The sequence below is a fragment of the Moraxella sp. CTOTU49803 genome (assembly GCF_032097965.1).
Lineage (GTDB): Bacteria > Pseudomonadota > Gammaproteobacteria > Pseudomonadales > Moraxellaceae > Faucicola > Faucicola tetraodonis.
The window spans coordinates 122,684-139,147 of sequence record NZ_DAMCJP010000003.1; the positions used below are offsets into that span (position 1 = coordinate 122,684).

The 16,464-nt window shown below is 44.7% G+C and carries 14 protein-coding genes; 11 read left to right on the forward strand and 3 right to left on the reverse strand.

Translation table 11 applies throughout. The features are described from left to right. The first annotated feature begins 385 nt into the window (after positions 1-385). Positions 386-598 (forward strand): hypothetical protein, encoded by a 213-nt coding sequence (locus tag RT422_RS05960; protein ID WP_309576718.1) that lies wholly within the window; start codon positions 386-388, stop codon positions 596-598. Positions 599-736: 138 nt separating this feature from the next. Here RT422_RS05960 and RT422_RS05965 read toward each other — a convergent pair whose 3' ends face one another. After that, the gene (locus tag RT422_RS05965) at positions 737-2,209 is read right to left on the reverse strand and encodes a L,D-transpeptidase family protein (protein WP_313421645.1); all 1,473 of its coding nucleotides are present in this window, start codon (positions 2,207-2,209) and stop codon (positions 737-739) included. 656 nt (positions 2,210-2,865) lie between these two features. On the opposite strand from RT422_RS05965, the gene prmB reads away from it, so the two are divergent. From prmB to RT422_RS06005, 8 genes are all read left to right on the forward strand, one after another. After that, complete coding sequence (gene prmB, locus RT422_RS05970; protein WP_313421681.1) at positions 2,866-3,924, forward strand: 50S ribosomal protein L3 N(5)-glutamine methyltransferase; 1,059 nt, start codon at positions 2,866-2,868, stop codon at positions 3,922-3,924. A 154-nt stretch (positions 3,925-4,078) separates the two neighbouring features. Further along, positions 4,079-5,182 carry a chorismate synthase gene (gene aroC, locus RT422_RS05975; protein ID WP_313421646.1) on the forward strand — a complete coding sequence of 368 codons (1,104 nt, stop codon included), beginning with the start codon at positions 4,079-4,081 and terminating at the stop codon, positions 5,180-5,182. A 75-nt stretch (positions 5,183-5,257) separates the two neighbouring features. Beyond that, positions 5,258-6,139, forward strand: coding sequence for a hypothetical protein (locus RT422_RS05980; RefSeq protein ID WP_313421647.1), 882 nt, complete (start codon positions 5,258-5,260; stop codon positions 6,137-6,139). A 115-nt stretch (positions 6,140-6,254) separates the two neighbouring features. Further along, positions 6,255-7,358, forward strand: a complete 1,104-nt coding sequence (serC, locus tag RT422_RS05985; protein ID WP_312177290.1) for a 3-phosphoserine/phosphohydroxythreonine transaminase — start codon at positions 6,255-6,257, stop codon at positions 7,356-7,358. 166 nt (positions 7,359-7,524) lie between these two features. Next, entirely contained in the window at positions 7,525-9,396 is a 1,872-nt protein-coding gene (locus tag RT422_RS05990; protein WP_313421648.1) for an extracellular solute-binding protein, read from the forward strand. 14 nt (positions 9,397-9,410) lie between these two features. Further along, positions 9,411-10,211 (forward strand): hydroxyacylglutathione hydrolase, encoded by an 801-nt coding sequence (gene gloB, locus RT422_RS05995; protein WP_313421649.1) that lies wholly within the window; start codon positions 9,411-9,413, stop codon positions 10,209-10,211. A 47-nt stretch (positions 10,212-10,258) separates the two neighbouring features. Continuing rightward, positions 10,259-11,308, forward strand: a complete 1,050-nt coding sequence (gene yejB, locus RT422_RS06000; RefSeq protein ID WP_159374976.1) for a microcin C ABC transporter permease YejB — start codon at positions 10,259-10,261, stop codon at positions 11,306-11,308. Next, the gene (locus RT422_RS06005; protein ID WP_284034251.1) at positions 11,308-12,330 is read left to right on the forward strand and encodes an ABC transporter permease; all 1,023 of its coding nucleotides are present in this window, start codon (positions 11,308-11,310) and stop codon (positions 12,328-12,330) included. The genes yejB and RT422_RS06005 overlap by 1 nt, the downstream gene beginning before the upstream one ends. A 1-nt stretch (position 12,331) precedes the next feature. Here RT422_RS06005 and RT422_RS06010 read toward each other — a convergent pair whose 3' ends face one another. Together RT422_RS06010 and RT422_RS06015 are read right to left on the reverse strand one after the other, a co-directional pair. Beyond that, the gene (locus RT422_RS06010) at positions 12,332-12,742 is read right to left on the reverse strand and encodes a PIN domain nuclease (protein ID WP_007114941.1); all 411 of its coding nucleotides are present in this window, start codon (positions 12,740-12,742) and stop codon (positions 12,332-12,334) included. After that, entirely contained in the window at positions 12,739-12,942 is a 204-nt protein-coding gene (locus RT422_RS06015) for a type II toxin-antitoxin system VapB family antitoxin (RefSeq protein WP_284034250.1), read from the reverse strand. Before RT422_RS06015 ends, RT422_RS06010 begins: the two co-directional genes overlap by 4 nt. A 141-nt stretch (positions 12,943-13,083) precedes the next feature. Between RT422_RS06015 and RT422_RS06020 the strand changes: the two genes are divergently transcribed. Together RT422_RS06020 and RT422_RS06025 are read left to right on the forward strand one after the other, a co-directional pair. After that, entirely contained in the window at positions 13,084-14,727 is a 1,644-nt protein-coding gene (locus RT422_RS06020; protein WP_313421650.1) for an ATP-binding cassette domain-containing protein, read from the forward strand. Positions 14,728-14,913: 186 nt separating this feature from the next. After that, positions 14,914-16,383 (forward strand): DHA2 family efflux MFS transporter permease subunit, encoded by a 1,470-nt coding sequence (locus tag RT422_RS06025; protein ID WP_284034248.1) that lies wholly within the window; start codon positions 14,914-14,916, stop codon positions 16,381-16,383. The last annotated feature ends 81 nt before the right edge of the window (positions 16,384-16,464 follow it).

Here is a 16,464-nt window from a genome sequence, read left to right on the forward strand (position 1 = left end):
TTAAACAATTGATAAACACCGCTAACATAGCAGATTATAAAGAATTTTTTTTACCCAAATTTTTATCCAAGTCATGTTATTGGGTCATAGTTACTAAAAAATGTGCCATCAAACTTAAAAAACTGGGTGGAATTTTTTTTCATCAATGTTTATAAAGCCAATTAAATTCCTCGATATCGATGATATTAATCGGAAAAAAACGCGAGTTTTTTAGATTTCTCAATAAATTTGATTCAAATTAAACCTTACTAAAAATGTGGAATTGATAACCAATTGTTTTAGGTTGTGCATTTGTTTAATCTTTTTTTTCCTTGTTTTGAGTGTGGAATTGGACTATAACTATACCTAACAAATACATCTATTTACGCAATGATAAGGAGTTGTTATGAACTGGCAATTATTTAGCGTAATTTTTACAATCGCTTCTGGTGTGACTATCGGTGTTTTAATGACCATTGCGCTGGTAACTGGTTTTGACCAAATTCCACACATTATAGCCACAGCGATTGTCGGTTTAATCCTATCTATTCCAATTGCATGGATTGTCGCCAAAAAAATGCAAACACTGACTACTGCCAAAACCCCAGTTGCGCGATAACAAAGTACGCTAGATAAATAACTAAAACCGCTAAAACCGCTTAACTAATAATAGCTAAGCGGTTTTTTTATGGCTAATAAGGTTAAAAGTGTATAGCACTCACGCTAGACTGTGGTGCTAAACGCTGTGGCACAATAGCTACTGTAAATCTACTTTAGTGCCCGTATCAACATTGGCGTACACCTCAAGCACATCCCAGTTGGTTAAGCGAACACAGCCGTGCGAGGCTTGACGGCTAATGCCTTCAGGAACGGGCGAGCCATGAATCCCGTATGAGGGTTTACTCAGTCCCATCCATACCACACCGACTGGACTTTTGGGTCCTGGCGGCAACATAAACACTTTTTTATCTTTGCCTTCACCGCTACTGGCGCGGTACCAAGGGTTTTTAACACGATTGACAATACTAAAGGTACCCGTAGGAGACGGTGTATCACTACTACCGACCGTGGTAGGATAAGTGGCAATTAATCTATCGCCATTATAAGCGTATAAGATATTGTCGGCTTTTTTGGCAACCAAACGGGTGATTTTCTCATTGAGCGGCGCGCCTGGGTTAAAGACGGTGATGGTTTCACCCACAGTGAATTTTTTATCGCTATTAAGCTTTTTAAGATAGCGAATATCCATGTGGAAACGTTCAGCCAACATTTCTTGGACGTCTTGATAGTATAGACCTTTCATTTTAGATTTGGCTTCACTACCACTCGGTGTTGGCTGATACGGACCTTTGATATCTTCTTGCGTCAAGGTATAACCGACCAACACAGGCTGATTGGCAGGAATTTTTTCATTTAACAGTTTCCAAACTTCCGCGCTCATACGGCCATCTTGGGGTAGTCCATGCATGGCTTGGAAATTTTTGAGCGCTTTTTTGGCATTCATACCCCAACCGCCATCAATTGGACCCGGTGAAGCATGATTCCAATCTAACAAGGCTTGAAGTTTTAAGGTCGTTGCTGAGTTAACATTTTGACCAGGTTTCCAGTCGGCACTATTGACTAGCTGTGCGTAGTCAGACAAATTTAGGGTAGAAAAACTGGCAGGTGTTGTTGCTGTTTTATTGTTACCCACTGTTGTCGGGTCAAAATTTGGCGCAGCCGTTGTGGTATTGTTGACTTCTTCAGAGCTCGCGCCTGCGACACCTGCACCCGAAGTATAGTCACTATCGATACCTGTTTGGGTGGCATCTTCTTTAATGCCTAATGCCGTGGTGGTGGCTGGGATTGGGGTTAAAGGGATATCGGTTGCTGCTGGCGTTGGTTTTGCCGCCGTCACCGCAGTAGCCGAGGCGAGTTTCGGCGTGGTGGTAGATTGTGTGACGCTAGCTGCGGACTTGGCTGTTTGCGTTTTTTTAGCAGTAGTCGTTGCGGTTTTGCTTTCCGGTTTTTTAGCCGTTTTGCTATCGGTGGTGGTTTTTTTAGCAGTCGCGGCTGCGGTAGGGGTGCTCGCCGATTTCGTGGTGGCAGTTTTAGTCGTTGTCGTTGTTTTGGTAACAGCTTTGGTGGCGGGTGCCGTTTTGGCGGTAGTGGTGTCTGAGACCGTGTTGGTGGCTGCAAATGCTTGATTGGCAATCAGACAAGCTAGGGTAGATAATACAAATTTTTTCATAGATTGACTCAATAATCGGCAATAACAAATAAAAATAAGGGACAATATAAATAACGTACAGTAAAAGCATAAATTGGCAGCAATTATACTATAAAAACCAACTTTTCAGGCAATGGCTCATTTGTTAGCTGCACGACAATCTAAGTCTAAGTAGCGTTTGCCAAAGCGTTTAACAACCTTACGCAATAGAACCTCGCTGCACACTTAATTTTTACGCCGTTAAATTGTTGTATAGATAAATTGTCCCATAGGCGAATTTACATGCTTTAAGTCTAACATTAACAAATCGCACGATAGACAATGGTAAAATTTTTTAACCAAGCGGTATTTTTATAGCAAGATTAACCCAAAAAAGTGTTTAAAATATTTAGCCCTGCGCGCAACAGTTATTTTTACCATGTTTATTGAACAGCTCGATGATGAAAAATTGAATTGTACAAATCTGTGGCCCTTTAGCTTGTTAAATAACTTTAGCTCGTTAAATAATTTGTAAAAAAATCAAAGTATATTATAATTTTAATTCAAAATTTTTTAGGTTAACCACTATGTCATCATCGCCATTTGCATCAGCCAATGTTTCTCACACGCCATCTTTTGACCAAAATCAAGATTCACAAAACCTTGAAGATTTGCAAATCGATCTGCAAGCACTTGATATGGATGAAGAAAGCGAATCAGATGACATCTTTGACACCATGCAACAAGAGTTTGCTGAAGCACACCAAACCCTAAAAACGATTCGCGATTTTATCCGTTTTGGAGTCAGTAAATTACGCGAGCATGATGTGGTAGTCGCGCAAGGTACCACAGATGAGTTTGCTGAAGCTTCTGCCATTGTGCTACAAACCTTGTCGCTTGATTGGTCTGCCGATGAGCAAATTTTAGATTGTCGCCTGACCAATAGCGAAAAATCAGAAGTATTGACATTGTTGCAGCGCCGTATCGTTGAACGTAAACCTTTGAGTTATTTAATTAATTTGTCTTATTTTTGCGATTTGCCATTTTATGTGGATGAGCGGGTATTGATTCCACGCTCGCCCATTGCTGAGCTGATTCGCCAGCAGTTTTATCCCTATTTTGAGCCGAATGATTTGGTTGAAAAAATCAGTGGCCCTACTAATGACAAAAAATTTCATGACCACGGATTGTATGATAAACAGTTAGCACAACCAGAGCGTATGCTTGATTTGTGTACAGGGTCAGGCTGTATTGCCATTGCCTTGGCAAGCCGTTTCCCTGATGCAATGGTCGATGCCAGTGATATCGACAAGAACGCGCTAGAAGTGGCAGCGGTCAATGTGGAACATCACCACATGAACCATCAGGTCAATTTGATTGAGTCAAACTTATTTGAAAAAGTGCCTGCAGAAAATCAATATGATTTGATTGTGACCAACCCGCCGTATGTCGATGCGGCAACGATGGCAGATTTACCACCCGAGTTCTTGCATGAGCCAGACCATGCGTTGGCAGCGGGACAAGATGGCTTGGATTTGGTGCATCATATTTTATACAACGCCCCAGATTATCTGACTCGTGACGGCTTGCTGGTGTGCGAGGTGGGGGATAGTGAATGGGCACTACGCCAAGCCTATCCTGAAATTCAGTTTGATTGGTTAACCTTTGCGCATGGCGGACATGGGATTTTTGCCATGGATTATGATGAATTGATGGAAAATCGGGCATATTTTGAGCAGTATGTGAGTGTTTCTTAGTAAGCGGTTGTTTAGGGTTGCTATCTTTAACTTGTTGATTGGGCTTGTTGATTTAATAAGTTGGATAATGGTTAAAAAAAGCAATATATGAAAAAGGTGCAACAAACCTATTATTTTATTTGCAAGCATTCATGAAATAGTAAGCGGAGCGTAAATGGCAGGCAATACCATCGGGCAAGTTTTTACCGTTACCACCTGTGGCGAATCACATGGTGCAGGACTCATGGCAATCGTTGACGGTGTGCCACCAGGTTTGCCTTTAACCGAAGCAGATCTGCAAATTGACTTGGATCGTCGTAAGCCCGGTACTTCAAAATTTGCGACCCAGCGCCGTGAAGACGATGCAGTTGAAATTATCTCTGGTGTGTTTGAGGGTAAAACGACAGGCACTTCTATCGGGCTGTTGATTCGCAATACCAACCAAAAATCCAAAGATTATAGCGATATTAAAGACACCTTTCGTCCCAATCATGCCGATTATACTTATAGCATGAAATATGGGTTTCGCGATTATCGTGGCGGTGGTCGCTCATCAGCGCGTGAAACGGCAATGCGAGTGGCAGCGGGCGCGATTGCCAAGAAATATTTGAAACAACGGCTAGGGGTAGAAGTTCGCGGTTATGTGACCCAGATTGGTAATGTGGTTGCCAAACAGATACCTGAAAATACGATTGATTGGGAATTTGTCAACAGCAACCCATTTTTTTGTGCGGATATAGACGCCTTACCAAAGTTTGAGCAGCTGATTACCCAATGCCGTGAGCAAGGAACAAGCTGTGGCGCAAAGCTTACCATATTGGCATCGGGCGTGCCTGTGGGATTGGGTGAGCCTGTGTTTGACAGGCTTGATGCGGATATCGCCCATGCGATGATGGGCATTAATGCAGTCAAAGGCGTTGAAATTGGCGATGGCATGGCAGTGGCGGGACAGTTTGGGCATGAATCTCGCGACGAGTTAACCTTGGACGGCTTTAATGCCAACCATGCCGGGGGAATTTTAGGGGGGATTTCATCGGGTCAGACGATTGTAGTAAGTATTGCGCTAAAACCTACTGCCAGTATCACCACGCCGGGTCAAAGCATTGATGTTCACGGCAATGCCGTAGAGATGCTAACCAAAGGGCGCCATGACCCTTGTGTCGGTGTGCGTGCTACGCCGATAGCAGAAGCCATGCTTGCCATTGTGCTGTTAGACCATTATCTGCGTCATCGTGGGCAAAATGCAGATGTCACTATGCCGCTCACCCCGATTGTATAATTTTTTAATAGGGGTATTTGGTTGCTATAAGGTTGCTACAATGCGTTGCCCCATTCAACTTGAGTTAACATTGGTATGACTGTGCCTGACCTTACCCTTGATGAGCAGCAGTACGATGCCTGGCAAAGCGAAATACTGGCGCAGATGGGTATTACACGTTGGGTGCGCCAAGATTGCCCTGTCAAAACGTTTGCTAATCTAGAAGATTTTGAGGTTGTTTCTTCCTATCAAGCGGTTGAGACGCTTGCTGCCATGCCACAGCAGTTACCACCAGCTCAAACTGGGTTAACGAGCGAACTTGCGCCCATTGATACAACGCCAGACTTCAATCATCCTGTTATTGCGGATGATGCCGTTGATAGCGCAGTAGAATTACCCCCAGCGAGTCTGGCAGATTTTCACCCCCATGATGTAGCTTTACCCAACGATTCATCTTTACCCCATTATTCACCTTTAAAAAGCGACCCTGCGCCAAATAGTGATAGGTACAGTGATGCTGGGCAGAGTGATGAGCTATTCAATAATGAACAGCTCAATAATGAACAGCTCAATGATGAATTGCTCACTGCCAGTTTTGATGTGCAGGCGATAGTGGGGGGTGAGTGGACACTGGTGGTTGACAGTCATTTTTTGCAAACGGACAGCCGCCAACAGCAGTTATGGCAACAAATCATCAGTGGGTTAAAAGCATCAGTGCATTTTTTTAACTTTCCCTTGCTTACCGATAGCCAGAATTTACCCAAAGCCACGGTGCAATTAATGAGCAGCTACCCGATGGCAGTCGCAGGGTTTTCAGGATTTTTATATCGTATTAATCAAGGCAATCCCAAGGTGGGGGCATTGACGCCATTGCCTGACTGTCTAGATGAACAACCCATACAGCGTCTGCCGTATCTGCTGGATATGCTCGATGATTATCGCTTAAAACGCCAACTTTGGCAGTTGCTATCAAGTTAAGCTTAAAAGCTGCCGATTGATGCCGCATCTTTATGATTCATCGACTAGCCATATTGTGGTAAAGTATTTTTTTATTTCACACGATAACATTTCACACGATAAAAAGGAACGTGCTATGAGTGTCAGCTTTGATCAACGTGTTGCTAACTTTTGTGCAGGCCCAGCATCTATGCCGACTGCAGTGCTGCAAAAAGCGCAAGCCGAATTGTTAAATTGGCAGGGCTCAGGCATGTCGGTGATGGAGATGAGCCACCGTAGCAGTGAATTTGTGGGCATTGCCTCAAAAGCCGAGCAGGATTTGCGCAAGCTGATGAACATTCCTGACAATTATAAAGTGCTATTTTTGCAAGGTGGCGCAAGCTTGCAGTTTTCAGCCATTCCATTGAATTTACTCAAAGGGGAGGCTGATTATTTAGACACCGGCATTTGGTCTAAAAAAGCCATCAGCGAAGCCAAACGCTATGAGCAAGCGGGGCTAGGCAAAATCAATGTCGTCGCTTCTGCCAAAGACAGCAACTATACTATTGTCCCTCCACGTGATAGCTGGCAACTTAATGACAACGCCGATTATTTCCATTATTGCCCCAACGAGACCATTAATGGCTTGGCGATGTTTGATGTGCCAGCGGTCAATGTACCCATCGTGGCGGATATGTCATCTTGCATCCTCTCTAGCCCAATAGATGTATCAAAATTTGGACTGATTTATGCAGGTGCACAAAAAAATATCGGTCCTGCGGGTTTGACGCTTGTGATTGTCCGTGATGATTTGATCGGTCATGCCAACTTAGTTTGCCCAAGTATCTTGGACTATAAAAACCAAGCCGATAATGATTCGATGGTCAATACCCCAGCAACTTTTTCTTGGTATTTGGCAGGTTTGGTGTTTGAGTGGTTACTTGAGCAAGGGGGTGTCGAGGCAATCTATCAACAAAATTTGTTAAAAGCGCAAAAGCTGTATGAATTTATCGACCAAAGCGATTTTTACCAAAACCCTGTCAACAAAGACAACCGCTCAATCATGAATGTACCCTTCACCTTGGCAGATAGTCAACTTGATAAAACCTTCTTAGCTAAAGCCGACGAAGCCGGATTGTTGAATCTTAAAGGGCACCGTACAGTGGGCGGCATGCGCGCCAGTATTTATAACGCGATTGATTTGGCGACCATTGAAAAGTTAATCAAATTTATGCAGCAGTTTGAACAAACTAGCGTATAAAAAGATTTAATAATCGTGCTACATTAAGACTTAACAGCTAAAATGCTTGTTAAGTCTTTTTTATAGTTAGTGGGTGTGGGGCATATGAGAGATAACAGCTAGCAATACCAAGGGTTTTTGAAAAATAGTTGAAGGGGTTATGGGGATGCAAGTGAAAAAAGACAGGATGATAAAACCAGCCCACTGGATGAGGGCAGTCACTCGCCAGACATTTGGCAAAAAATGCTGGGTGCTGGGCTTATTAGTGGTCGCGTCCGCTGCCAATACTGCTATCATCACTGGCACATCTATCGCTCACAACAGCACCGCACAATTTGCCCATGTCTCTCATTTACCGTATGCCAATCCCAACGCCCCCAAAGGCGGTGTGTTGAGCCTATCTGCCATCGGCACCTTTGACAGCATTAATAAATGGATTGATGTCGGTACGCCTGTGACCGGCACCGATTATTTGTTTGAAAGTTTGATGACAGGCTCGCTTTCTGAAGCGTTTGTGCAGTACCCACTACTGGCGGATAAAGTCACTTATGACCCAGATGACCCAAGCTGGGTTATCTATCACATCAACCCCAAAGCCTATTTTTGGGATGGCACGCCTGTGACGGCGCAAGATGTCAAAGCCAGTATGGATGCGCTGCTCACAAAAGGCGTGATGAGTATGCGTAGCTACTTATCGGATGTCAAAGAAACGCAAGTGATAGATCGACAAACCGTCAAATTTATTTTTAAATCCAAAGACAACCAAGAAATCAAACTGACCGTCGCGCAAATGCCGATTTGGTCAAAAAAATCGATTGATGGCTATTTTGATAAAGTCGGACTGACGCCACTGATGGGCAGTGGCGCATATAAAGTCGGCACAATCGATGCAGGACGCGCCATTACTTATGTGCGCGACCCCAATTATTGGGGTGCCAAACCTGACGCAGGCGTGGTGGTGAATGTCGGGCGTTATAATTTTGACCAAATTAAGTATGTATATTATCAAAACCCCGAAGTGGCATTTGAAGGCTTTAAATCCGGCGAATATTTTTTCCGTGCCGAAAACAAAGCGCGGACATGGTCGACGGGTTATAACTTTCCTGCCGTCAAAGCAGGCATGATTACCAAAGCGCAAATCGCCAATAACAACCCCGTACCGATGCAAGCGATTGTGATGAATTTGCGCCGACCGATTTTTCAAGATATTCGGGTGCGCCAAGCGATGACACTGGCGTATGATTTTGAATGGCTCAATAAAACCATGTTTTATGGCCAATATGAACGCTTGCAAAGCTTTTTTCATGGGTCAGCGCTTGCCGCCACTGGCATGCCAACGCCCCAAGAACTGGCGGTTATCAATCCGCTATTACCTGACCTTGAGCCCATTCAAAGACAGGCTGTTTTAAGCGACTGGCAAGCCCCCAAATCAACTGGCGATGGATTTAATCGAGACAATTTATTAAAAGCGCGTGAATTGCTGCTACAAGCAGGTTTCAAATACCAAAATATGAAGCTATATCAGCCCGATGGTCAGCCCGCCAAACTGGAATTTTTATCCGCCGATGACAAGAATGCGCGCATTGTGTTGCCTTTTTTACGTAACCTGCGACGACTCGGGTTTGATGCCAGCTTTCGCCAAGCCGATGTCCCCCAGTACCTAGAGCGCACTCGCAGATACGACTATGACATGATTATCGATATGTTTGCCCAAAGTTTGTCCCCTGGCGCCGAGCAAACCTATATGTGGGGCTCACAAGCCGCAGACGAAAAAGGCAACCAAAACTCGGCGGGTATCAAAAACAAAGCCATTGATGCGGTGATTGCCAAACTCATAGTGTCGAAGAATCGTAACGATATTGTGCTATACAGCAAAGTATTAGACCGTCTGCTACGGGCGGGCTATTATGTCGTGCCGACTTATGGCAAGCATACTGACAATGTGGCGTATTGGAAATTTTATGAGCATGGGCCGCTGCCAAGCAATGCCATCGGTATCGATTATTGGTGGGTGAACAAAGACAAACAAGCACAAGTCATGCAGTATTTAGGAAAATAATAAGGAATAAAACAATGCTAAAAATCCACCCAATCCCAGCCTTCACTGACAACTATATTTGGGCGATTATCAATGATGGAACACACGAAGTGATTATTGTTGATGCTGGCGATGCGGAGCCTGTTTTAGAGTTTGTCAACCGTGAAAATCTAACCATCACCCAAATGTGGGTTACACATCATCACAGCGACCACATCGGCGGCGTAACAGCATTGGCAAATGTGTTTCCAAACGCACAGATTTTTGCGCATGCCAATATTCACCCATTAATCAATGCCACACAGTTAATCCCCGTCGCTGAAGGGCGCGAATTAACCGCTTGGGGCAGTCCTGTGCAGGTGTGGCAGGTGGCAGGGCATACCGAAAATCATTTAGCTTACTTAGTGACGCTTGATAACCGTCTGCATATTTTTTGTGGAGATACGCTATTTCGCGCAGGTTGTGGCCGGGTTTTCACCGGCACGATTGAGACGTTGTTTGAAAGCTTTGACCGTTTTGCGCAGTTACATGACGATGAAACGCTATTTTATCCTGCCCATGAGTATACCTTGTCAAATCTTAACTTTGCCCAGTTTATCGAGCCCAATAACCCAGCCATTGCACAGGCAATAGCGCATGACAGTGAGTTACGCGAGCAAAATACGCCAACCTTGCCGACCACGCTTGCCGATGAAAAAGCCATCAATCCGTTTATGCGTGCGGTGCTTGCACCCAGTGATGAGATGATAAAAACCGTACAAACGCAAACAGGAATTGAGGATGACAGTCCGTTTGAGATATTTAAAGCCTTACGCCAACTAAAAAATAACTTTTAAGGGCAACAATTAAAGGTAACCATTAAGGCTAATAATGAGGGATAACCATGGGCAAATATATTCTTAAACGGCTGTTGTTAATCATCCCCACCTTGTTTTTGATTCTGCTCACCAATTTTGCCATTGTCCAGTCGGCGCCGGGCGGTCCTGTCGAGCAAAAAATATCCCAAATTGAAGCAGAACAAAAACAGGGCGCCACCCAAACCCAACTGTCCACGACCACTTATCAAGGCAGTCGCGGTTTATCGCCAGACATGGTCGAGGCTATCAAAAAACAATACGGCTTTGATAAATCCGCGCCTGAGCGATTTTGGCTCATGCTGACTAGCTATGCCAAGGGCGATTTTGGTACCTCGTTTTTTAAAGGCAAACCGGTGGGCGAGCTGATTTTGGATAAAATGCCCGTGTCGATTTCGCTAGGGCTTTGGAGTACGCTACTGATTTATTTAATCGCTGTGCCGCTTGGGATTGCCAAAGCCAGACGCCATAATTCACTGATGGATAAAACCACCGCGTTGCTGCTTGCGGTGAGTTACGCTGTGCCTGTGTTTGTGCTTGCGGTGGTGTTACTGGTGATGTTGGCAGGGGGGAGTTATTGGCAGATTTTTCCGCTGCAAGGCTTGGTGAGTGAGAATTTTGATAAGCTGTCCACGTTTGGCAAAATCAAAGATTATTTTTGGCATTTGGCATTACCCATTACGGCAAGCACGATTGGCGGGTTTGCGGGACTCGCGTATTTGACCAAGTTTAGTTTTATGGAAGAATTGAACAAACAATACGTGCTGACTGCTCGCAGTAAAGGGTTAAGCGAAAAAAAAGTGCTATACGGTCATGTATTTCGCAATGCGATGATGATTATTATTGCAGGCTTGCCGTCGGCGATCGTGGGAATATTTTTTACCGGTAATTTTTTGATTGAAGTGATTTTTAATTTGGATGGTTTGGGACGACTGGGGTTTGAAGCGATTGGGCAACGCGATTATCCGGTGATTTTTGGCACGTTGTTTATTTTTACCTTGATGGGGCTGATTTTGCAGTTGATAAGTGATGTGACTTATCATCTCATTGATCCCCGTATTGATTTTGAGGGTCGCTAATGCTGATAAAACATCCCGTTTGGCAAGCGCGCATTCACCGCTTTCGGCGTAATCGGTTGGGATTTTTTTCGCTCATCATGTTTAGCCTGATTTTCCTTGCCTGCATGGGGGCAAACCTTATCGCCAATGACAAGCCGATACTGGTCAATTACCAAAATCACTGGTATTTTCCCATCGTCAAGTCTTATCCCGAAACCACCTTTGGCGGTGTATTTGAAACCGAAGCCAACTACCAAGACCCTGTGGTTAAAGACCTAATCAACCAGCATGGCTATATGATTGAGCCTATCATACCGTTTGCCGACCAAACGCCAAGTGTGAGTCGTGATGTGCCGTTCCCTGCGCCGCCAAATAGCGAGAACTGGTTCGGTACCGACGACCAAGGTCGAGATGTTCTGGCAAGGGTATTGTATGGCTTGCGTGTCTCGCTATTATTTGGGTTGGCGTTGACGGTGGCAGGGTCAATCATTGGCATTGCAGTAGGGGCGGTGCAAGGGTATTTTGGCGGCTGGACGGATTTGGTGGGTCAGCGGTTGATGGAAGTGTGGGGCGGTCTGCCACAGCTGTTTATGATTATTATTTTAGTGAGTTTGTTTAGCCCAAGCGTGTTTGTGTTGTTTGGCTTAATGCTGCTCTTTGGCTGGATGGGGCTCGTTGGTCTGGTGCGTGCTGAGTTTTTGCGAGCGAGAAATTTTGATTATGTGCGGGCTGCCAAGGCGATGGGCGTGAGTGATGGCAAGATTATGTTTCGCCATATTTTGCCCAATGCGATGTCGTCGAGCCTGTCGCAGTTGCCGTTTATTTTGACGGCAAATATCACGGCACTCACCACGCTCGATTATTTGGGCTATGGCTTGCCTGCAGGGTCGCCGTCTTTGGGGGAGCTAATCTCACAGGGAAAAGATAATTTGGATTCACCGTGGCTCGCTTTGGCTGGGTTTTTTAGTTTAACGATTGTGTTGTCGCTGCTGATTTTTATTGGGGAAGCGTTAAGAGATGCGTTTGACCCACGGCAGTCTTGAATTAACTAAAATTCAATGCAGCAATCAACCCAAAATGCTGAGTAAACGGAATAAAATCCCTATCGCAAAATAACAGGGGTAATTGATGTTCAACGCAAAAACTAGCAATCATCACATCATTGGCTTTACGAATGGTAATGCCTTGCTTGCGTAATTGGCGGTAATAATCAGCGTATTTAATCGCATTTTGTTGGTTTAAAATATCGTAACATAATAAACTATCAAGGGCATTTTTGGCTTGATTGTAGTCTGTATCAAGGCGAAAACCTTGCAAGATTTCCATCAAAATCACATCAAAAATCGCCACATTACTTGCCTCAAGTTGCGTGTCCAAAAAATCGGTGTGAGGTGTTGAATGACCGTTAAAATAGTCTATCCAAACGCTAGTATCAGCGATGATAGGCAAGTTCACCCTTCAACACCTGTTTTACGCATTTCGGCTAAGTCGCCTTCCCAATGCAGGTTGCCCCGCAAGTCACGGATTTTTTGTTGTTGGCTTTTTTGCAAGAGTAGCTTTAGCCCTTGTTCGACGGCTTCTTTTTTAGTTTTAATGCCTGTGGCTTGTAGGGTCTGTTGCATTAGATTGTCATCTATTATGATGTTAGTTCGCATATCATTTCGCCTTTGTGTATGATTCTTTGATATTATACACATTTTAATAAATAGTTAAAAGGATAAAAATATGAGTTCAGGTTTTGTGGCGGGGACGCTCGTGCATACGGATAAAAGTTTGACCATTCAAGGAAATGATAAATGAGCGAGTTACTCAAAGTCAAAAACCTAACCATCAAATCCGCCACCCAAACGCTAGTCGATAACCTATCTTACACCCTGCACACAGGCGAAACCCTCGCCATCGTCGGTGAATCGGGTTCGGGAAAATCCCTCTCAAGCCTCGCTTTACTCGGACAGCTGCCAAATAGCCTAAGTATCACAGGACAAGCCCATTTAACAGACAGCCAAACTGACAAAGCTATCATTTTACCCATCGAACAAAATAGCCTAAGCAATCAAAACAAACCAAAACAGACCGAAAACCTATTTCGCCAAATCCGTGGCAAACGTATCGGCATGATTTTCCAAGAGCCAATGACCGCCTTAAACCCACTCCACACAGTGGGCAAACAAATTGCCGAATCGTTAAGTCTGGCTGGCGTGGCAAAAAAACACTGGCGACAGCGTACCCTAGAGCTGCTTTCCCAAGTCAACATTGCTGACCCTGAAAGCAAACTTGCGCGCTATCCGCACGAGCTCTCGGGTGGACAACGACAGCGTATCATGATAGCGATGGCACTGGCGCAAGACCCTGACATTATTATCGCAGACGAGCCGACTACCGCCCTAGATGTGACTTTACGCCATGAGATTTTGGGTTTACTGCATCGGCTAAAACACGAGCGGGGCATGGCGATGATTTTGATTAGCCATGATTTAAACCTTGTCAAACGCTACAGTGACAACCTCATCGTCATGCAACAAGGCAAGGTCATAGAGCAGGGGGCGACCCAAGCGATTTTTGACCATCCGCAGCAGGATTATACTCGCTCATTGATTTATCAAGAGTTTGGACAAAGTTTGCCCATCATTGACAATTCACCCAGTGTTTTGGAAGTTAAACAATTAGCCATTGCTTTCCCCCAAAAAAACAATATATTGGGTCAAACCACCCAATGGTTTGAGGCGGTCAAAAGGTTAAATTTGACCCTTGCACAAGGGCAATCCTTGGGTATAGTGGGCGAGTCGGGGTCTGGCAAAACCACCACGGCTTTGGCACTCATCAAATTATTGGCGAATGCCACCAAGGTGCAAGGTCAGATTTTGCTGTCAGCCAATGCTCACATGACGGACGTTTTAGCGTTGTCGAAAAAAGCCTTTTTGCCGTATCGGTTAGATATTCAAATGGTATTTCAAGACCCGTATGCCAGTATCAATCCACGGTTTAGTGTGTTTGAGATAATTGAAGAAGGGCTAACTATTCAAGGTATGGCAAAAACGGAGCGTGAAAAAGCGGTGTTAGCAGCCTTAGACACGGTGCGGTTGCCACGAGATTTTGTCAGCCGTTATCCGCATGAGCTTTCAGGCGGTCAGCGTCAGCGGGTGGCACTCGCGCGGGCATTGGTGATGAAACCCAAAATTTTGTTACTCGATGAGCCCACATCAGCGCTTGATAGCAGCACCCAAGTGGCAATGGTGAAGTTATTGCGAGATATTCAAGCAAACTTTGGCTTAAGCTATATTTTTATCAGCCATGATTTGCAGGTGGTTAAGGCATTGTGCCAAACGATACTGGTATTGAAAAATGGCAAAACACAAGCATATGATACGACAGACAATATCTTCACCCAACCACAAAATCAGTATGTGACTGCCCTAATTGCGCACAGCGGTGAAAACTAGCGGGTTTGCTATCAAAGTATTAGAAAGTTAACAATTATCGTGAACCACATTGTTACGTAAGTTTACTTGGTTATAGCCAATTTATCCTAGTCATTTAACCCTAGTGATTTTATTACAAGCACTTATATAGCTACTTGATTACATGCACTTAATTACACCCCCTTTAGCAATTGTTAAAAATTAATCATGCCAAATTCCATCATTACCGAAGACAAAAAGCCACAGCATGACGTATTTGCTATAGCTGCCTTGACCCCCGCGCAAACCAAATATTTGCCAATCGTGGTGGCAATCGCTTTGTTTATGCAAATTTTAGACTCAACGGTGCTCAATACCGCTTTGCCTGCGATGGCGCATGATTTGAATCAGCCTGCGTTATCAATGCAGTGGACAGTGATTAGCTATGCGCTCACCTTAGCAATTTTTACCCCGATTAGTGGTTTTATTGCTGATAAGTATGGCACCAAGACCACCTTTATGGTGGCGATTGGCGTGTTTACCGCAGGCTCGATGATGTGTGCGGTATCACCAACCCTTAATAGCCTAATTTTTTCTCGCGTGGTGCAAGGATTGGGCGGTGCGCTGCTGATGCCTGTGGGCAAGTTGACGCTGATTAAAAGCTATCCGCGAGAACGTATGCTGTCGGTGATGAATTATGCGGTGATGCCTGCGATGATTGCGCCCGTGATTGGACCTTTGGTCGGGGGGTATTTGGTGGAGCTGGCAAGCTGGCATTGGATTTTTTTGATTAATATTCCTATGGGGGCATTGGGGATGTGGGCAGGGTGGAAACTGATGCCCAACTATTTACAGCGCAATCCCAGTATGGATTTGCTTGGGTTTTTACTGTTTGGTGGCGCGATGGCAAGCTTTACCTTTGCGCTCGAGTTTGCCAATAACATTCATGCCGATAATCTGGCTTCAGCGGTTTTTCCCGTGATGGTTGCTTTATTGGCGATTATGCTGCTTATTGGCTATTATTATCACGCCAAATACTCAGAATCGCGTAATGGACAACAACCGCTATTTGGCTTGGATTTATTTCAAGTGCGTACCTTTCGCGTGGGTATAGTGGGCAATTTGCTGACCCGTTTGGGGATGAGTGCGATTCCTTTTCTACTGCCGCTACTGCTGCAAGTGGTGCAGGGCTATTCGCCGTCACAAGCGGGTTGGATGTTGGCACCTATTGCGGTGGGCGCACTGTTGACCAAGCCGCTGGTCACGCGTATTGTGAAGCGATTTGGCTATCGTAGAACATTGGCGGGCAATACCTTGTTGATTGGCGTTAATATCATGCTGCTATCACAACTCAATCAAACCACGCCGATTTGGCTAAGTGTGCCACTTTTGACTTTTATGGGGGCGTGTAATTCGCTACAATTTAGCACGATGAACACCATTAGTATTGCACGGCTTCGCCCAAGTCAAACCAGCAGTGGCAATAGTTTATTGTCGGTTAACCAACAATTGGCGATTAGTTTTGGGATTGGCTTTGGGGCGATGCTGTTACATTTACTGACGCCCGCTCGCGCTTCTCTAGCACAGACGCAAACCGCGTTTTCATACAGTTTTATCATTTTGGGTATCATGACGATTTTATCTGGGCTGTATTTTTTGCGGTTGCACCGATTTGATGGCAAAGGACTATACCAGTAGCCGCCCTTATATTCTTGCCCATATTGTCGATACTATATTGTCATTGTCGATATAGGTTATCTAGCCATACCGATGGATAGT